Genomic DNA, 18,074 nt, shown 5'->3' with positions numbered 1-18,074 from the left:
TGCGGCAAGCCCCCACCGCGGAGATATCCTGGAAATGCAGGGAGAGACGGGGGACTCACCATGGCCCATCGGATCGGCTACCTCATCGGCAGCCTGGCGTCGGACTCGATCAATCGCACCCTCGCGAGGGCGCTGGTGCGCCTCGCGCCGCCCAGCCTGGAGCTGGAGGAGATCCCCATCCGCGGCCTTCCCCTCTACAACCGCGACGACGAGCTCGAGCCGGTCGAGGCGGTCACGGAGTTCAAGCGCGCGGTGGAGAGTGCCGAGGGCCTGCTGTTCGTGTCGCCCGAGTACAACCGGTCGATCCCCGGCGCGTTGAAGAACGCGATCGACTGGGGCTCGCGCCCGTGGGGTCACAACTCGTTCGCCCGCAAGCCGAGCGGCATCATCGGTGCGTCGACCGGGGCGATCGGCACGGCCGTCATGCAGTCGTCCATGCGCAGCGTGCTGAGCTTCCTCAACGCCCCGCAGCTGAACGCGCCGGAGGCGTACATCACGTTCCGGCCCGAGGTGTTCGGTGCGGACGGCGAGGTGCACGACGAGGGCACGAGAGACTTCCTCGCGCACTACATGGAGGAGTACGGGGCGTTCGTCGAGCGGGTACTGTCGCTTACCGCGCCGGGACACGTCGGCGACCGCTGACGCCTCGCCGTCACGCCGGTGGGGCGTCCACGAGGGCGCGCAACGCCAGGGCGTCGTGCGGGGCGTGACCGCGGGCGTCGTTGTCGAAGTACACGAACACGTCGCGCGGGCGGCCGTCCGCGGCGCCCGACCCGTCGGCCCAGGCCCGGATGAGCGTCGCCCACTCGCGCAGCTCGGTGCCGGTGTACCCGCTGTGGTACAGCATGCGTGCGCCGTGGAGCCGGATGTACACGTGGTCCGCGGTCAGCGCGTCGAACCTCGGCCATCGCCCCGCGGTGTCCGCGACCACCAGCGCGGTGCCGTGCGCCTGCAGCAGCGTCAGGCTCGCGGGGTCGGCGAAGGTGGCGGAGCGCGGTTCGAGCGCGTAGCGCAGCGGCCGGTCGGCGTCGATGTCGAGCCACGCGCGGTCACGGAGGCGTTCGTCGTGGCCGCGGGCGAGTTCGAGCGCCTCCCCGGTGGTGCGGGGGAGGCTGTCGAGGAACGACTCCAGGAGCGCCGGCACGAACTTCTGGCGCTCCGGCAGCTGCCACAGGATCGGCCCGAGCCGTTCGCCGAGCGCCAGCACGCCCGAGGCGAAGAAGTTCGCGAGGGCCTGGTCGACCGCGCGCAGGCGCAGCATGTGCGTGACGTAGCGCGACCCCTTCACGGCGAACACGAAGTCGTCCGGCACGCTCGACGCCCACGTGCGGTAGCTCTCCGGCCGTTGCAGCGAGTAGAACGAGCCGTTGAGCTCGACCGAGGGGAACTGCTCCCCGATGTACTCGAGCTCGCGGCGCTGCGGCAGGCCGCGAGGGTAGAAGTCGCCCCGCCAGCGGGCGTAGCGCCAGCCCGAGACGCCGATGCGGACGCGCCCGGTGAGGGGTCCCCCGGTCACGGTGCCGCCTCCGCGAGGGGGTGCGTAGCCGTCAAGCCCCTTGCCGCTGGCCGACGGGCGTTACAGGGTGGGAGCATCCGCCGAACGAGAGGAGACGCGATGTCCCTGAGCGACCAGCCGATCGACGAGGTCAAGCCGGAAGCCGACCTGCAGGAGCAGGAGCGGCCCGATCTGGAGGTGCCGGACGACCCGGAGGTGACGACGACCGGCGAACCGGACGTGCACTCGGTCGAGGCCGACCCGGCCGATGCGGCCGAGCAGCGGCACGAGGTGCCACTGGACGACGACGACCTCGACGACGCCGACGCCGACGACGACGTGCTGTAGGGCGATGCGGCACGCGCGGCGTCCCCCGGGTGCGCGCGGTGAGCGGGCGCCGAGTCTGTGGAACGCGCCGGTGGGACGAGAGGCGCTGCGGGAGCGGTGAAGGCCCCGCGGGTGCCTCCCGTCCGACGCGGGGTGCGAGTCGTTCGGAACGCGGTCGTCATGGGGGGTGACGCTAGCCCCGCGGTGGCGTGTGCGGGCCGGGGTTGACCGCGGCCCTGCCGACGGCTAGTCGGGGACGGCTGACGGGCGAGGATGTGGGGCGCCGTGGCGCGGGGTATGCCCTCTCGACCGGACCGCCCCAGCACGGTGCTGTCGAGAGGGCTCACCGTCCTTCCCGGACGGTTGGGGAGGCGGCGAAACTTCCGCTGCTCTCGACGGCTGATTCCCCAGTTCCTCAGCCTGTAGCCCCCGCTACGAAGAGCAGAATATCGCTTAATCGTCGTGTCCGCCATTTGGGGGACAAAGAAAGTTGCGAAGAGGTTTTCGCCCGGGGTGTCTGTCGGGTCCGGTGGCGGTTTCGTAGGGTGGGGGAATGGACAGGATGCTCGTGTTCGCCGGTCAGGTCGCGCTCCCGCTCGGGCATCGGATCGAGGTGACCGAGCACGATGAGGGAGAGGGCCGAGAGCCGATCGTGCTGTCGGTGGTCGACCTCGACACGGGGATCCGGTACCGGCGCGGCGAGGAGGCGCGCGGCGCGCTCTCGCGCTGGATCGGACGGGTTCTGGAGTGCACGGTCACGGTCAGCGGCGGCGTGACGCGCACGGCGCTGCTCGTGGACCCCGTCGGGCCTGCGGCGAGCGAGGCCGGGGTCGCGCTGCGGGGAGCGGATGCGGCGGTGGAGGCGGCGAAGGCGGAGGCCGACCGCTGGGGTGGCACCGACCGCCCGCCGGCCGAGGAGCCCGAGCGCTTCTGGTGACGCACGCGGGCCGCGCGGGGCCGGTGCGGGTGCCCGGCGCGGTCTCGGCGGACGTCCCTCGCTTCTGACGTCCTTCGCTTCTGAGGGGCCTGCGCTGTCGGTGCCCGGGTCATCGGAAGTCCCGCGATCGGTGGGCCACGCCGGTCTGCAGATCCTCGAAGGCGTCGGCGAGCACGTTGACCACACCCTCGGGTGAGCGTTCGAGGATGCCGCGGATGATGAGTGCCGGCGACTCGCGGGCGATCCGGCCGAAGCGGCCCCAGACGCCGGTGGAGCAGATCACGTTCACCAGACCGCTCTCGTCTTCGAGGTTCACGAAGGTGACCCCGGCCGCTGTCGCCGGTCGCTGTCGGTGGGTGACCAGCCCGGCGACCTCGATGCGTCGTCCCGTCTCGTGCTTCTGCAGATCGGCCGCGGTCAGCACCCCGCGGGTCTGGAGGGCTGCGCGGAAGTGTGCCATGGGGTGGTCGTCCGTCGAGATGCCCGTGGCCCAGAGATCGGCCGAGAGCCGTTCGTAACTCGTCTGGTCGGCGAACAGGGGAGGCTGCACAGCCACGGTCGTCCCCGGCAGGAAGCGGGAGCGGTCGTCGGCCGCGGCCCCGGCGAGCCAGATCGCCTCCCGCCGTTCGAGGCCGAGGCACGCGAAGGCGCCGGCGGTGGCGAGGGCTTCCAGCTGCGCCGCCGTCGCATCGGTCCGCCGCACCAGGTCGTGGAGATCGCGATAGGGGCCGTGGGCCTCACGCTCGGCGACGATCCGTTCCGCCAGCGGCACGCCGATGCCGCGGATGCCGCTGAGCCCGAGTCGCACTGCGAACCGCCCGTCCCTGCGGTGTGCCGCCGACTCGTCCGGCGCGCTCCGGTCGAAGCGCAGGACTTCCGGTTGCGGATCCGCCAGGCAGCTCTCCCTGCCCGTGGGCCCGGTGCCGCCGTCCGCGGCGACGGGTTCGAGCAGCTCGGTGGCCCCGGACAGGTGCAGATCGGGGCGGCGCACCTCCACCCCGTGCCGGCGGGCATCCGCCGTGAGTGTCGCGGGGGAGTAGAACCCCATCGGCTGCGACCGCAGCAGCCCGGCGAGGAAGGCCGCCGGGTAGTGCAGCTTCAGCCAGGAGCTCGCGTAGACGAGGAGCGCGAACGACAGCGAGTGCGACTCGGCGAAACCGAAGTTCGAGAACGCCTGGATCTGCGCGTAGATGCGGTCGGCGTCGTCGTCCACGAGTCCTCGCCTGGCCATCCCCGCGTAGAGCTTGCCCCGCACCTTCTCGATCTTCTCCAGCCCTCGTTTGGACCCCATCGCCCGCCGCAGCAGGTCCGCCTCGTCGGCCGTGCAGTCGCCCACCGCCGTGGCCATCTGGATCAGCTGCTCCTGGAAGATGGGGATCCCCAGGGTGCGCTTCAGGATGTCCTCCAGGTCGCTGTGCGGGTAGGGGATCGGGAAGTCCACCGGCGCCTCGCCCCTGGCCTCCCGCTCCCTGTTCTCCTCGTCCGTCCGGTCCTTCGCCATCTTGCGCCGCACGAACGGATGCACCGCGCCACCCTGGATGGGACCGGGGCGGATCAGGGCGATCTGGATCGCGAGGTCGTAGAAGCGGCGGGGCTGCAGGCGGGGCAGCAGGCCGATCTGCGCTCGGGACTCGACCTGGAAGACGCCGATCGAGTCGGCGCGGCACAGCATGTCGTACACCCCGGCCTCCTCCTTCGGCAGGGTCTCCAGCGTCCATTCCTCGCCGGTGGCCTCGCGCACGAGGTCGAAGCAGTGCTGCAGGGCCGCGAGCATGCCGAGGCCGAGCAGGTCGAACTTCACCAGCCCCATGAAGGCGGCGTCGTCCTTGTCCCACTGGATGACCGTCCTGTCCTCCATGCGGGCGTGCTCCACCGGGACCACCTCGCCGACCGGGCGCGCGGTGAGCACCATGCCGCCGGAATGGATCCCCAGGTGACGGGGGGCCTTGAGCAGCTCGGCGGCGTAGTCGAGCACGGTGTCCGGGATGTCGTGGCCCTCGACGGGTTCGAGCCCCGACCCCCACCCGTCGACCTGCCGTGACCACGAGTCCTGCTGGCCCGGCGAGTACCCCAGGGCCCTGGCCATGTCGCGGACCGCGTTCTTCGGCCGGTACTGGATGACGTTCGCCACCTGGGCCGCCCGCTCTCTTCCGTACTCGCGGTACACCCACTGGATGATCTCCTCCCGGCGCCGCGAGTCGAAGTCCACGTCGATGTCGGGCTCCTCCGTGCGCGTGGTGGCGAGGAACCGCTCGAACGGCAGCCGGTAGAGGATCGGGTCGACCGCGGTGATGCCCAGCAGGTAGCACACCGCGCTCGCCGCAGCGGAGCCTCGCCCCTGACAGAGGATCCCGCGGCGACGGGCCTCGGCGACGATGCCGTGCACGATCAGGAAGTAGCCAGGGAAGTCCTTCTCCTCGATCACGTCGAGCTCGCGCTCGATGCGGCGGTGGCCGTCGGCGTCCAGCCGGGGGTACTTCGTCGGCACCGCCGCCCACACCAGGTGTCGCAGCCAGCTCATGGGCGTGTGGCCCGGCGGCACGTCCTGCCGAGGGAGGGCCGGGCGTGCCATGCGCAGCGGGAAGGCGGAGGCGGCGGCGATCTCCAGCCCGTGCGAGATCGCTCCGGGGTAGCGCGCGAAACGTGCCGTCATCTCGGCCCCGCTGCGCAGGTGGGCTCCGCCGTGCGCGGGCAGCCAGCCGTCGAGCTCGTCCATGCTGCGCACCGCCCTGACCGCGGCCACGGCCTCCGCGAGGGGAGCCTGCATCGGCCTGGCGTAGTGCACGTTGTTGGTCGCCACGACCGGCAGGCGCATCCGCCGCGCGAGGTCGGCGAGAGCGTCGTTGCGCCGTGTGTCCAGGGGCTCTCCGTGGTCGAAGAGCTCGACGGCCACGCTGTCGCTGCCGAACAGGTCGACGAGTCGTCGGAGCGGGGTGGCGGCGTCGCCGGCGTCGAGCCCTCGCCGGACCGCGCCCTTGCGGCAGCCGGTCATGATCGTCCAGTGTCCGTCCGCGCGGGCGGCCAGGTCGTCGAGGTCGTACACGGGGCGTCCCTTCTCCCCGCCCCGCAGCTGGGCGGCGGTGATCGCCCCGGACAGCCGGTGGTAGCCCTCCATGCCGCGGGCGAGCACGAGCAGATGCTCGCCGGGCGGGTCGGCGGCGCCCTGCGGGGCGAGCGGCAGGTCGAGCGACAGTTCGGCTCCGAACACGGTCTGCAGCTGCACCTCCATGTGCTCCGCGAGCTCGGCGAAGCGCGCGGCGCCGTAGAACCCGTCGTGGTCCGTGAGGGCGAGGGCGTTCAGGCCCAGGCGTTCGGCTTCGGCCAGAAGGTCTTCGGGGGAGGAGGCGCCGTCGAGGAAGGAGTAGGAGGAGTGCGCGTGCAGCTCGGCGTAGGGCACGGCGTCGTCCGGCCGCTTCGGCAGGGCGGGAGGGAGGCGCTTGCGGCGTCGGCTCACGGGTCCGGGGTCCGCTCGTCGCCCGGGGGTCGCGGACGGCGGGGCCGGATCGCCGCTGAGGGTGCGCTCGAGCTGATCCCAGCTCAGCGGCGGGTTGTGCCATCCCATCAGCGATACCTCCCTTCGGCCCACCAGCGCTCGCCGGCGTGGAAGACGAGCCAGGCGCGGTCGCGGTCGTCGACGATCTGGAGCCGATGCCCCCGCTTGCCGCCCCCCGGAGCCCACCGGCGTTCCTGCACCGGCCACGGCCCCGCCCAGGCCTGCACTCCGGCACCGTCGATGCGGGCGGGGTCGTTCGACAGCGCCCCGCGGTCGTCCACCGTGAGGACGCTCCCATCGACCCCGACGACGCCGACCGGGCGGGGAGGGCGGAAGACCTCGGACGGCAGCGGATCGGGGAGGCTGCCCGGCCAGGGCGACCCGGGGTCCCGCGGGGGCACCACTCGTTCGCCCCACGGGGTGAGCACCTGACGGTCGGCCAGCCAGCGCCCACCCGACACGGCCGCCGTGACCACGCCCTGATGTCCGAGCATGGTCTGCACCCGGGAGACCGCGTGGTGCAGGCGCTCGTCGGTGCCCGATCCGAAGAGGCCGGGCTGATGGTGTGCCGTGTCGTCCACGGCGACGGGGAGGATGCGGACCGCCGCGATGCCGCCGAACGCCCTCGCCTCGTCCACGGGTTCCTTCGCGGTCAGCGCCGCCAGGGACTCCAGCTGCCAGCGCACCCGGTCGACGAGGTCGGAGGCGTCGAAGCACGTCGGGTGCAGCCAGGTGCGGGAGAAGACCTCGCCGCCATCGTCCGTCAGATCGATCCGCACCTCGGTGCAGACGACGGAGGCATCGGCGAGGGCGAGCAGTACGGCGTCGGCCGTCTGCCGCACGGCGAAGGCCACCTGGTCGGCGCCGCCCAGGGGGGTGTCGAACTCGATGCTCCGCGCCAGCTCGGGGTCGGGCGGGCGCGGGGTCAGCGGGCGGGAGTCGGCGCCGGAGGCGAGTGCGTGCATCCGGGCTCCCTGTTCGCCGAAACGGTCGCGCACGTCGAGCGGGTCGAGGGCGGTGAACGCGCCGAGGGTGCGCACCCCGAGTCGCAGGAGGAGCCCGCTGAGCTGCTCGTCGCGGAGCACCTGGACGGGGTACGGTGCCAGGAAATCCCGGGAGGCGCCGGGCGGGACGACCGTGCAGGGGGCCGTTCCCCGTGCGGCGATCTCGGCCGTGAAGGGACCGTCGGCGACCCCGACGCGCACCTCGGGGTAGCCGGCGTCGGCCAGGATCGCGGAGAGCGCCGCCGCCGCCTCCGCCTCGCCCCCGTGGTAGCGCGAGATGCCCCTGGCTCGCAGGATCGCGAGGCCCGGGCGCAGGAGCGTGACCCCGGGGGCGTGTCTCTCGATGAGCTGCAGCACCGGGGCGAAGGCCCGTTCGTCCTTCCCCGGGTCGTGCGGGAGGACCCGGAGCGAGGAGAGGAGTCCCTGGGCGACGCGGCGACGTTGGCCGATGCGGACGCCGTGCGCTCGGGCCGAGGCGGTGCACGCGACGACCGTGTTCGCCTGCACCAGGGCCGTGGGCGGATGCGGCTGCCCGCCACCCAGGGCCGCCCGCAGGGGCCAGTCCGGGAACCACAGCACGAGGACGCGGAGGGGAGCGTTCATCCTGCCTCCGCCCAGAAGAGGAGCTCCGACGGGGCGGAGGTGCCCGACGCCTCCGGTTCGACGGAGAGCGGGGGCAGTGCGGTCAGCTCGGCCACCGCCGTCTCGACGGCACCGTGTCCGCCGGGGAGCCGCACCCGCACACTCGAGGCGCGCGGGCTGTGCCTGGTCCGGGCGGTGACCGTCACCGTGCAATCGGAGAGCAGGCCCCACCCCTCTCCGAGCCCGTGCCAGTCGGGGTCGTGCAGGCGGATGGTGCCCTCGCTCTGCGCCCACCGCCCCGCGCCCGGTTCCTCGGCGACCAGCAGGGTGGAGCCGCGGTCGCGCAGTCGAGCACTCAGCCGTGCGACATCCGCATCCCGGACCCTCGACTCCGGCTGGACGACGATCAGCGGCACCACTTCGGCGAGGGCGGAGGTCACTGCGAGCCAGCGGTCTCCGGGAGACGGGACGAGGATGAGCCTGGTCAGGTCGATGCCGTAGGCGGCGGCGGCCTCCACCCCGAGGGTCGGCATGCCGATCACCGCGCACCAGTGCCCTTTGCCCGAGGCGGCACTGAGCAGCGCCAGCACGAGGGCCGGGGAGGGGGAGACCGTGTAGGAGGTGCCGGTCTGGAGTCCCTCCTCGGGTAGCAGCGCAGCGAAGGCGGGGTCGAGGGGGAGCAGGGTGTGCTCGCTGCGCCGCCGCTGCATCCGGCTGATCTCGCGGCGCAGCCGCAGCACCTCTCCGGCGCGGTTGTCGCTGGTCGGAGAGAGCGCGGTCATCGCATCGAGCCCGATCCCCATGCATCCATCCTCGAAGATATGTACGAATAAAGCAAGTGACGTGAACGACGCTAATTCGTACATCGGACATCCGCGAAACCCTGTCCACAGGGGGTCATCGGCGCGCATGCTGCTCGCCTAGCCTGCCCGGATGGATCTCCGACTCGCCCTCATCGGCCTGGTGCACGGCGCCCTCCTCGGCGTCGGCGGATGGCTGGTCGTGATCGACGCCCGCACGCACCGTCTCCCCAACCGCATCGTGCTGCCCACGCTCGCCGCCCTGCTCCTGCTCGTCACCGTGGATGCCGTCGCGACGGGTCGGCCCGAGCCGATGATCCGTGCCCTGCTCGGCGGCGTCCTGCTCGGTGGCTTCTACCTGGTGCTGCGCGCGATCAGTCGCGCCGGCATGGGCGGGGGAGACGTCAAGCTCGCGGCGGTCATCGGGCTGCTGCTCGCGTGGCACGGCTGGACGGCGCTCGCGCTCGGCGCGGCGTCCGCGTTCGTCCTCGGAGCCCTGTACGCGCTCGTGCTGATGGCGCTGCGGCGCGCCGACCGGGCGACCAGGATCGCGTTCGGACCGTGGATGATCGCGGGAGCCGTCCTCGGCGTCCTGCTCGGCTGAGCGGCCGGGCGCCGCGCGGATGGGGGAGGTCGGGTCTACTCTGGGCACATGGCACTCGCACGACTCCACGGCGGCCCGCTGGACGGGCAGATCATCCCCCTCGGCGATGCGGACGACAAGCTGATCGTCCCCTACAGCGAGACGCAGGTGGTGTACAACCGCCGCGGCGAGCCGCAGAACACGGGCGAGGGCGACGGCCCGACCGAGGTCGACTACTGGTTCGAGGAGTCGCTCGAAGACCTCACGCTCGAGGATGACTGAGCCCTCCCGCACGGTCGAGGTCGAGCGCACGTACGACGTCGACGACGACACCCCGCTCCCGCGGTGGGAGGCGATCCCGGGGGTCGACGCCGTGTCGTCCGGTGAGCACCGTGCCCTGGACGCGCACTATCTCGACACCGACGACGGCGCCCTCGCGCGCTCGGGCGTCGCGCTGCGTCGGCGCACGGGCGGCCCGGACGAGGGCTGGCACGTGAAGGGGCCGCGGCAGGGCGACGGACGCGTGGAGCTGGGGTGGCCGCTCGGCGACACCGGTGAGACGGTTCCCGCCGTGGTCGTCGAGGCGATCTCCGGGTGGACGACGGCGCCGCTGACGCCCCTCGCGCGCATCGAGAACGACCGCATGGCCTATCTGCTCACGGGGCCGCGTGGCGTCGTGGCGGAGTTCGTGGACGATCGCGTCCGTGCGACCGACGTCCGCCGCGGCACGCGCCGCGCGTGGCGTGAGTGGGAGGTGGAGCTCGGTCCCGCCGCTCCCGCCGATGAGGCGGGACGCGCAGCCCTGTTCGCCGCGGTCGAGGGCGTGGTGCGTGCGGCCGGCGCCCGTGAGGCGTCCTCCGAGTCCAAGCTCGCCAGAGCGCTCGGGTTCTAGGCGCGCGACGGTCCCGACGCAACCCCTTTTCCCCGGAGCTCGCCGGATGGTTGAGTGGGCCCATGAGCCGACCGCCTGTGCTTCGATCGCTGCAGACGATCGTCCCCGAGACCGTTCTCGTGCAGGAGCAGGTGCGTGAGGTCTTCGCCGCGCAGCCCGGTCTCGGCCGGCTGGCTCAGCGCATCGTGTCGACGTCCTTCCGCGTGTCGGGCATCGACACGCGGCACACCGTGATCGACGAACTCGCCGAGGGGACGGAGCCGGACGAGCCGCTGTTCTACGACCGACGCTCCGGCCGACTGCTCGCCCCGGGGACGAAAGCGCGCAACGACTACTACACACGCGAGGCCTCGCGCCTCTTCGTCGCTGCCGCCCGTCGGGCGCTCGACGCGGATCCCGACGTGACCGCCGCCGATGTCACGCACGTGATCACGGTGTCGTGCACGGGATTCCACGCACCGGGGCCGGAGTACGAGATCGTGCGGGGGCTCGGCCTGTCTGATGCGGTCCAGCGCTATCACCTGGGCTTCATGGGTTGTTACGCCTCCATGCCGGCGCTGCGGGCCGCTGCTCAGTTCTGCGCGGCCGATGAGAACGCGGTCGTGCTGGTCGTGAGCGTGGAGCTCTGCACTCTGCACCTGCGCTCCTCGGAGGATCCGGACACGATCGTGGCCTCCTCGCTCTTCGCCGACGGCGCTGCAGCGGGCGTCGTCACCGCGCGTGACCTCCCCTCGTCCGTTCCCGCGCTCCGCCTCGACGGCTTCCACACCGCGATCGTCCCGGAGGGCGTGGACGACATGGCCTGGACGATCGGCGACTCGGGGTTCGAGATGATCCTGTCGACCGCGGTGCCGCAGATCATCGGTGCGTCCATCATCGGCGCGCTGGGCCCGCTCTACTCCCGGGAGGACGGCCTCGCGGAGGCGTTCGCCGCCGGACGGGTGGGTGAACAGGTGCGGCACTGGGCGATCCATCCCGGCGGGCGGAGCATCCTCGACAGGGTGCAGGAGCGGATGGCGCTGAGCGACGCACAGCTGCGACCGGCGCGCGAGACGCTGCGCGAGTACGGCAACATGTCGAGTGCGACCGTGCTGTTCGTGCTGAAGCGGATCCTGGAGCGCGAGGGGGCCGAGCCGGGCGACCGCGTGGCGGCGATGGCGTTCGGCCCCGGTCTCACGGCGGAGAGCGCGCTGCTGACCGTGGTCGCCCCGGCGGCTTCATGAGTGTGGATCTCCGGGGCCGCGCGACCCACGTGCGGGAGCTGATGGACGACCCGCAGGCCGATGAGGAGATGCTCGGTCGCACGTACCAGCGGTTCGGTGCCGTGAACGCGGTGGTCTCCCGGCCCGGACGCCTCTACCGTCAGGACATCCGCCCGCGCGCGGCCGCCCGCCGGATCCGCATCCTGGACATCGGTGCGGGCGGCGGAGATCTGTGCCGCCTTCTCGTGCGGCGGCTGCGGCGGGACGGGCTCGAGGCCGACGTCACGGCGCTGGATGCGGATGAGCGCGCGATCCGGTGGGCGTCAGCGCACGACGTGGGGCTGGGCATCCGCTACCGGTGTGCGCTGTCGTCCCAGCTGGTCGAGGAGGGCGATCGGTACGACGTGGTGCTGTCGAATCACGTGCTGCATCACCTGGATGCCGGGGAGTTCGACGCGGTGCTGCGCGACTCGCAGGCCCTCACCGCTCCGGGCGGGCTGGTCTCGCATCACGACATCGCGCGCGGCCGCCTGGCCTACACGGCTTTCGCGGGTGCCACGTGGCCGCTCTCCCGCACACTGCTCGCCGGTTCCTTCATCCGCGTGGACGGTCTGCGCAGTATCCGGCGCTCGTACACCGCGCGGGAGCTCGCCGCACTGGCGCCGTCGGGATGGAGCGTGCGCAGTCGTCTTCCCGCGCGACTGGAGCTGCGGTGGGAGGCGCCGCGTGCCGGAACATGACGTGCTCGTGGTCGGCGGCGGCCCCGTCGGGCTGCTCGTGGCGTGCCTGCTGGCACAGGACGGTCGGCGGGTGCGCGTGCACGAGCAGCGCGCGGAGCCCGGACGGCGGACGCGCGCGATCGGCATCCACCGTCCGGGGCTCGATGCCCTCGACGCGGCAGGGGTGGGCACAGCAGTGCGAGCGGAGGCGCTGCGACTGACGGGCGGCGAGGTGCGCAGCAGGGGGCGGCGCCTCGCGTCACTGGACTTCACCGCGGACCGACCCGTCTACACACTGCCGCAGCCGCGGACGGAGGGGCTGCTGCGGGAGAGGTTGCAGCGTCTGCAGGGGGATGCGCTGGGCCTGGGCTCGACCGTCCGCTCGGTGCGCGATGACGGCACGGTCGTGCGGGTGGGCGTCGACGGCACCGACGGGCGGCGCGAGGAGACGGCGTCGATGGTCGTGGTCGCCGACGGTGTGCGCAGTCGTCTGCGTCGCGCGTTCGGGGTGGGCTGGGCGCGCCGACCGGGGCGGGCGCGCTACGCGATGCTCGACGTGGAGGCGCCGACGACCGACGACCGCGCTGTGCTGTTCTTCGAGCCGGACGGCCTCGTGGAGTCGTTCCCCCTCCCCGGCGGCCGTCGGCGGTGGGTGGTGCGCGAGGGTCAGGGTGGTCCGGCGGCGTCCGCGGCCGAGCTCGCGGCGGTCGTCGCGGCGCGCACCGGGCAGCGGCTGGTCGTGGACGACCGCGCCACGGTGTCGTCCTTCGTCGCCGCGCAGCATGTGGCGGAGCGGGTGCACCGGGGGCGCGTGGTGCTCCTGGGCGATGCGGCGCACGAGGTGAGCCCGATCGGGGGTCAGGGCATGAACCTCGGCTGGACGGCTGCGCTCCGGCTCGCCGCCGTCCTGCGCGACACCGAGCCGGGCGACAGGCCCGACCTCGACGCCTTCGCCCGTCGCACGCGGACGGCCGCCGCGCGGGCCCAGCGGCGCTCGGCGTTCTTCATGGCGATGGGCGCCCCCGCGCCGGTGCCGGTCGTCGCAGGCCGGGAGTCCCTGGTCCGCACGCTCGGCTCACCGGCGCTGCGCGCATGGACGACCGGCCTCCTCACGATGCACGGTCTCTGACGCACGAAGGCCCGGTCCGTGAGAGCGGACCGGGCCTTCGTGTGCGTGCGATCAGAAGTTGATCATGTGGCCGGCGAGGCCGTGGAAGCCCTCCTGCAGGGCCTCCGACAGCGTCGGGTGCGTGTGCACGTTGCGTGCCAGCTCGAGCGCCGTGAGGTCCCACTTCTGGGCGAGCGTGAGCTCGGGCAGCAGCTCCGACACGTCGGGGCCGATCATGTGCGCACCGATGAGCTCGAGGTGCTCGGCGTCGGCGACGAGCTTGACGAAGCCGACCGGCTCGCCGAGGCCGTGCGCCTTGCCGTTGGCCATGAACGGGAACGTCGCGACCTTGATCTCGCGCCCCTCGTCCTTCGCCTGCTGCTCGGTGAGCCCGAACGACGCGACCTGCGGCGAGCAGAACGTCGCGCGCGGCATCATCCGGTAGTCGCCCAGGGTCATCGTCTCCGCGCCGCCGATGGTCTCGGCCGCGACCACGCCCTGCGCCTCGGCCACGTGGGCGAGCTGCAGCTTGGCCGTCACGTCGCCGATGGCGTAGATGCCCTCGACGTTGGTGCGCATGTGGTCGTCGATGTCGATCGCGCCGCGCTCGGTGAGCTTCACGCCCGTGTTCTCGAGCCCGAAGCCCTCGACGTTCGGGGCGAACCCGACCGACATGAGCACCTTGTCGGCCTCGATCGAGCTCTGCTGGCCATCCTTGCCCGTGTACGACACGGTGACGGACGAGCCGTTGTCGACGACCGACTCGACCTTGGTGGAGGTGAGGATGTCGACGCCGTAGTTCTTGTACTGCTTCGTGATCTCCTTCGACACATCGGCGTCCTCGTTGGGGAGCGCACGGTCGAGGAACTCGATGATCGTGACCTTCACGCCGTAGTTCGTCATCACGTAGGCGAACTCCATGCCGATCGCGCCGGCGCCGACGATCACGATGGACTTCGGCAGCTCACGGGAGAGGATCTGCTCCTCGTACGTCACCACGTTGTCGCTCAGCTGCACGCCCGGAAGCAGACGCACCTTGGAGCCCGTCGCGATGATCGCGTTGTCGAACGTGACCTCTTCGGTCGTGCCGTCGGCCTTGGCCACCGAGATGGCCTTCGGGCCGGTGAACGTGCCGCGCCCGTCGTACTCGGTCACCTTGTTCTTCTTCATGAGGAAGTGGATGCCCTTGACGCGCCCGTCGGCCACGACGCGGCTGCGGTCGAACGCCTTGCCGTAGTCGATGGTGAAGTCGCCGGAGATGCCGAAGAAGTCGGCCTTGTGCTTCAGAGTGTGCGCGAGCTCCGCGTTCTTCAGGAGCGCCTTGGAGGGGATGCAGCCGACGTTGAGGCACACACCACCCCAGTACTTCTCCTCGATGATCGCGGTGGACAGGCCGAGCTGTGCGCTGCGAACCGCAGCGACGTATCCGCCAGGACCTGCACCAAGGATGACGACGTCGTAGTGTGGCATGCCTTAAGCCTATCGCTCGGTGGGGGCGTCGGAATCGGACGGAGCGGTGCCGCCGCGACGGCGCATCGTCAGCCACACGGCGACGCCGATCACGATCAGGACGGCGAGGACCACGAGCACCCAGATCCACGCCGATGCGCCCGCGTCGTCGGGTGCCGTCGGGGCGGGGGATGCGGGCGTCGGGGTCTGGTCGGTCGGGGCCGCGGTGGCGGGAGCGGTGGTCGCGGGGGCGGTGGTCGGCGCGTCGGTCGCTGCCTCGTCGCCGGCGGTGACCGTGAAGGAGAACTCGCCGGAGGTGGGATGACCGTCGCTGGACACGACCTTCCACACCACGTGATAGGCGCCGGCGGGGCCGCTGCCGCTGAGCGGCTGCGTGACGATCGCGCCGTCCACGGTCGCCGGCCCTTCGGTGACCGTCGCGCCGGAGGGGTCGGTCACGACCACCTCGGTCGCGCCCTCGCCGTCGATCAGCTTCGCGCTGAAGGTGAGGGTGAGCTCGGAGGGAACCGTCTCGACCGAGGAGTCCGCTGCGGGCGACGACGACACCAGGGCGTCGTGTGCCGAGGCGGAGAGGGGGGAGAAGAGCACGAGGAAGGCGGCGAGGAGGGCCGCGGCGAGGGCGATCGGGGTGGCCGGGTGGCGCAGGGCTTTGGTCTTCACCCCTCCACCCTATGAATCACCGGTATGCGACGGCTGAGTGCGAAAGCGACCTCCCCGGGGGCCTGCGGCATCCGTTAGTCTGGACAGTCAGGAGGGCACAGTGACAGACAGCGACAGCCGACCGGCCGGTGAAGCCGCCATCCATCGCTCCGGCGACCAGAAGCACGATGTGACGCAGACGTTCGGACACGACTCCGACCTGTCGTTCGTGCCGTTCGGCGTGGAGTTGACAGATGTCGAGCAGTCGGCCATCTCGGCGCTGCCCTCCGGCTCGGCTTTGCTGCTGGTCCGTTCGGGCGCCCTGGCCGGGGCACGCTACCTGCTCGACACCGACGTGACCACCGTCGGCCGCCACCCCGAGGCCGACATCTTCTTCGATGACGTGACCGTGTCTCGTCGGCACGCGGAGATCACGCGCAACGGCGCCGCGTTCGAGATCATCGACCAGCGGTCGCTCAACGGCACCTACGTGAACGGGGAGCGCGTCGACCGCAGCACGCTCACCGACGGTGCCGAGCTCCGTGTCGGCAAGTTCCGGCTGAACTTCTTCGCCTCGCCCCTCGATCGTCCGGCGGCGAACGCCTGATGGCGGCGACTTCCGCCCGCGAACGCTCGTCGTCCGCGGGCCTGCTGAGTATCGGTCAGGTGCTCGCTCGCCTCACGCCGGAGTTCCCCGACCTGACCTCCAGCAAGCTGCGGTTCCTCGAGGTGCAGGGCATCGTGCGCCCGTCGCGCACCGAGTCGGGGTACCGCAAGTTCTCCACCGCCGACATCGAGCGGCTGCGCCTCGGGCTCACGCTCCAGCGCGACCACTACCTTCCACTGAGCGTGATCCGCGAGCAGCTCGATCAGGCCGAGGCGACCGGCGATGCCGCTGCCCTCGTGCCGCCGCCGTCGATCTCACCCGCGCCGCGTCGCTACCGCCGCGATGAGCTCCTCGCTGCCGCCGGCGCCGGCCCGCAGCTGCTCAACGACGCCATCAGCACCGGCGTCATCACCGCGCAGGAGACCTATCCGGAGAACACGGTGGCGCTCCTGCGGGGACTCGTGGCGCTCGACCGGCACGGCATCGAGCCGCGTCACCTGCGTTCGCTGCGCCAAGGGGCGGAGCGGGAGGTGTCGCTGATCGAGTCGGCACTGTCGACACTGCTCCGACGCACCGACGCGCCGTCGCGCGCGCGAGCGAGCGAACTGGCTCCGGAGCTCGCGTCACGGATCGACGACGTGCGGGCACTGTTCGTGAAGGACGCGCTGTCGCGCATCCTTTCGTAACGAACTGATTGCGACACACCTTCGGCCCCGCGCGGATGTCGTTGCCGGTGCCGGGGCACTGCTCTACCGTGGAGATAACCGTTCCAGGGAGGATTTCAGATGAATGCGGATGAGCTCGCAGGCGACCCGCGGTTCGTGACCGAACTCCTCTTCACCGACGGTCTCCCGGCCATGGACGACGAGGTCGGCTACCGCGGCGCCGTGGCCGCTCGCGCCGCCGGCATCACGTATCGCCAGCTCGACTACTGGGCCCGCACCGAGCTCGTCGTGCCCACCGTCCGTGGCGCCAGTGGCTCCGGATCGCAGCGTCTGTACGGCTTCCGTGACATCCTCGTCCTCAAGCTCGTCAAGAGCCTGCTCGACACCGGCATCTCCCTGCAGCAGATCCGCACCGCGGTGGAGGAGCTGCGCCGGGCCGGTATCCGCGACCTCGCGGGAACCACCCTCATGAGCGACGGCGCCTCGGTCTACCTCTGCACGTCCAACGACGAGGTCATCGACCTGGTCAGTCGCGGGCAGGGCGTGTTCGGCATCGCCGTCGGCAAGGTGCTCCGCGAGGTGGAGTCGACACTCGTCGCATTCGACCCGACCGCACCGGACCCCGTCGACGAACTGTCGGCCCGCCGGGCGAAGCGCACCGCCTGAGCGGCGCCCCGCACGCCAACGAAGAACGGCCACCCTCGAAGAGGATGGCCGTTTCGTCGTTCGTGCGTGTGTCAGCTCTGCGGACCGCTCTCCGGGACGGGGATCCGTCCGGTGCGGATGATGCGGTCGAGCAGCTGATCGAAGTCGGCCGCAAGCTCCTGTGCGGAGTCGCCCGGCCAGATGTGCAGCGGCTTCGCCGCGCCCTGCGCCTGCTGCAGCGACGTGCGCTCGGGCAGCTGGGGGGAGAGCACGAGGGGACCGAACATGTCGCGCAGCTCCTTGATGCGGAACTGGTGCTCGATGGACTGCGGGCGCACGCGGTTCACCACGATGCCGAGCGGCTGGAGGCGAGGCGACAGGCCGCGACGGATCTCTTCGATGGCGCGCAGCGCGCGGTCGGCCGCCGCCACGGAGAAGAGCCCGGGCTCGGTCACCACCATCACGCGGTCGCTCGCCGCCCATGCGGTGCGGGTCAGCGCGTTCAGCGACGGGGCGCAGTCGATGAGCACGAGGTCGTAGTCGGCCTCCACGGCCGCCAGCGCCTCCTCGAGCTTCCAGACGTCGCGGACGCTCGGGTGCGGTCCGTCGAAGTTGATGGCGGACGGGCTGCCGATCAGCACGTCGATGGTCCCGGGGTGGACCTTGGCCCAGCCGCTGGAGGTGATCGCCTGACGGACGGTCTTCTCCTTAGGGTTGGCCAGGACGTCGGCGACGTTGAGTCGCCCGGCGACCTGGATGTCCATCCCGGTGGAGACGTCGGACTGCGGATCGAGGTCGACGACGAGCGTCCGGACGCCCCGAGCGAAAGCCGCGGAGGCCAGCCCGAGTGTCACGGTCGTCTTGCCGACGCCCCCCTTGAGAGAGCTGACGCTGAGTACGTGCACG

19 protein-coding genes are annotated in these 18,074 nt (G+C 71.6%); 12 read left to right on the top strand and 7 right to left on the bottom strand.

Going from position 1 to position 18,074, the window contains the following annotated elements:
* Positions 1-60: 60 nt before the first annotated feature.
* A complete protein-coding gene (locus tag KV394_RS15955) occupies positions 61-642 on the top strand; it encodes an NADPH-dependent FMN reductase (protein WP_136031252.1) in 582 nt (193 codons plus the stop codon).
* 10 nt (positions 643-652) lie between these two features.
* Here KV394_RS15955 and KV394_RS15950 read toward each other — a convergent pair whose 3' ends face one another.
* The gene (locus KV394_RS15950) at positions 653-1,516 is read right to left on the bottom strand and encodes a DUF72 domain-containing protein (RefSeq protein WP_247981873.1); all 864 of its coding nucleotides are present in this window, start codon (positions 1,514-1,516) and stop codon (positions 653-655) included.
* Between the two features lie 99 nt (positions 1,517-1,615).
* On the opposite strand from KV394_RS15950, the gene KV394_RS15945 reads away from it, so the two are divergent.
* Positions 1,616-1,843, top strand: a complete 228-nt coding sequence (locus KV394_RS15945; protein ID WP_136031254.1) for a hypothetical protein — start codon at positions 1,616-1,618, stop codon at positions 1,841-1,843.
* A gap of 532 nt (positions 1,844-2,375) precedes the next feature.
* Positions 2,376-2,759: a hypothetical protein gene (locus tag KV394_RS15940; RefSeq protein ID WP_206253268.1), complete on the top strand. Its 384-nt coding sequence runs from the start codon at positions 2,376-2,378 to the stop codon at positions 2,757-2,759.
* A gap of 109 nt (positions 2,760-2,868) precedes the next feature.
* Here the strand turns inward: KV394_RS15940 and KV394_RS15935 are convergent, their stop codons facing one another.
* From KV394_RS15935 to KV394_RS15925, 3 genes are read right to left on the bottom strand one after another with little or no spacing between them, the layout of a single operon-like run.
* Positions 2,869-6,321 carry an error-prone DNA polymerase gene (locus KV394_RS15935; protein WP_247981872.1) on the bottom strand — a complete coding sequence of 1,151 codons (3,453 nt, stop codon included), beginning with the start codon at positions 6,319-6,321 and terminating at the stop codon, positions 2,869-2,871.
* Positions 6,321-7,859, bottom strand: coding sequence for a DNA polymerase Y family protein (locus KV394_RS15930; RefSeq protein ID WP_247981871.1), 1,539 nt, complete (start codon positions 7,857-7,859; stop codon positions 6,321-6,323). Before KV394_RS15930 ends, KV394_RS15935 begins: the two co-directional genes overlap by 1 nt.
* Positions 7,856-8,641: a hypothetical protein gene (locus KV394_RS15925; protein WP_247981870.1), complete on the bottom strand. Its 786-nt coding sequence runs from the start codon at positions 8,639-8,641 to the stop codon at positions 7,856-7,858. Before KV394_RS15925 ends, KV394_RS15930 begins: the two co-directional genes overlap by 4 nt.
* Positions 8,642-8,771: 130 nt before the next feature.
* Between KV394_RS15925 and KV394_RS15920 the strand changes: the two genes are divergently transcribed.
* The 6 genes from KV394_RS15920 (at position 8,772) to KV394_RS15895 (ending at position 13,163) form a co-directional block, all read left to right on the top strand.
* On the top strand, positions 8,772-9,242 hold the full coding sequence (locus KV394_RS15920; protein ID WP_136031262.1) for a prepilin peptidase: 471 nt from the start codon (positions 8,772-8,774) through the stop codon (positions 9,240-9,242).
* Positions 9,243-9,290: 48 nt separating this feature from the next.
* Positions 9,291-9,503, top strand: a complete 213-nt coding sequence (locus tag KV394_RS15915; protein ID WP_046749348.1) for a hypothetical protein — start codon at positions 9,291-9,293, stop codon at positions 9,501-9,503.
* On the top strand, positions 9,496-10,113 hold the full coding sequence (locus KV394_RS15910) for a CYTH domain-containing protein (RefSeq protein WP_247981869.1): 618 nt from the start codon (positions 9,496-9,498) through the stop codon (positions 10,111-10,113). Before KV394_RS15915 ends, KV394_RS15910 begins: the two co-directional genes overlap by 8 nt.
* Positions 10,114-10,175: 62 nt before the next feature.
* A complete protein-coding gene (locus KV394_RS15905; RefSeq protein WP_247981868.1) occupies positions 10,176-11,336 on the top strand; it encodes a type III polyketide synthase in 1,161 nt (386 codons plus the stop codon).
* Positions 11,333-12,055 carry a methyltransferase domain-containing protein gene (locus KV394_RS15900; RefSeq protein WP_247981867.1) on the top strand — a complete coding sequence of 241 codons (723 nt, stop codon included), beginning with the start codon at positions 11,333-11,335 and terminating at the stop codon, positions 12,053-12,055. Before KV394_RS15905 ends, KV394_RS15900 begins: the two co-directional genes overlap by 4 nt.
* Positions 12,042-13,163, top strand: a complete 1,122-nt coding sequence (locus KV394_RS15895) for an FAD-dependent oxidoreductase (protein ID WP_247981866.1) — start codon at positions 12,042-12,044, stop codon at positions 13,161-13,163. Before KV394_RS15900 ends, KV394_RS15895 begins: the two co-directional genes overlap by 14 nt.
* A 51-nt stretch (positions 13,164-13,214) precedes the next feature.
* On the opposite strand, the gene lpdA is transcribed toward KV394_RS15895, so the two are convergent.
* Both lpdA and KV394_RS15885 read right to left on the bottom strand, forming a co-directional pair.
* Entirely contained in the window at positions 13,215-14,612 is a 1,398-nt protein-coding gene (lpdA, locus tag KV394_RS15890; protein ID WP_136045641.1) for a dihydrolipoyl dehydrogenase, read from the bottom strand.
* Between the two features lie 9 nt (positions 14,613-14,621).
* Positions 14,622-15,272, bottom strand: a complete 651-nt coding sequence (locus KV394_RS15885; RefSeq protein ID WP_247981865.1) for a copper resistance CopC family protein — start codon at positions 15,270-15,272, stop codon at positions 14,622-14,624.
* Positions 15,273-15,372: 100 nt separating this feature from the next.
* Here KV394_RS15885 and KV394_RS15880 point away from each other — a divergent pair, with 100 nt between their 5' ends.
* The 3 genes from KV394_RS15880 (at position 15,373) to KV394_RS15870 (ending at position 17,189) form a co-directional block, all read left to right on the top strand.
* Entirely contained in the window at positions 15,373-15,858 is a 486-nt protein-coding gene (locus tag KV394_RS15880; protein ID WP_136031276.1) for an FHA domain-containing protein, read from the top strand.
* Positions 15,858-16,544: a transcriptional regulator FtsR gene (gene ftsR / locus KV394_RS15875; protein ID WP_136031278.1), complete on the top strand. Its 687-nt coding sequence runs from the start codon at positions 15,858-15,860 to the stop codon at positions 16,542-16,544. The genes KV394_RS15880 and ftsR overlap by 1 nt, the downstream gene beginning before the upstream one ends.
* Positions 16,545-16,643: 99 nt before the next feature.
* Positions 16,644-17,189, top strand: coding sequence for a MerR family transcriptional regulator (locus KV394_RS15870; RefSeq protein WP_136031281.1), 546 nt, complete (start codon positions 16,644-16,646; stop codon positions 17,187-17,189).
* Between the two features lie 71 nt (positions 17,190-17,260).
* Here KV394_RS15870 and KV394_RS15865 read toward each other — a convergent pair whose 3' ends face one another.
* Entirely contained in the window at positions 17,261-18,073 is an 813-nt protein-coding gene (locus tag KV394_RS15865; RefSeq protein ID WP_136031283.1) for a ParA family protein, read from the bottom strand.
* Position 18,074 lies beyond the last annotated feature (1 nt).

It is taken from the genome of Microbacterium sufflavum (assembly GCF_023101165.1).
GTDB lineage: Bacteria > Actinomycetota > Actinomycetes > Actinomycetales > Microbacteriaceae > Microbacterium > Microbacterium sufflavum.
Note: the sequence above shows the minus strand (reverse complement) of the source record. Positions and strands in the feature narration are given on the sequence as shown.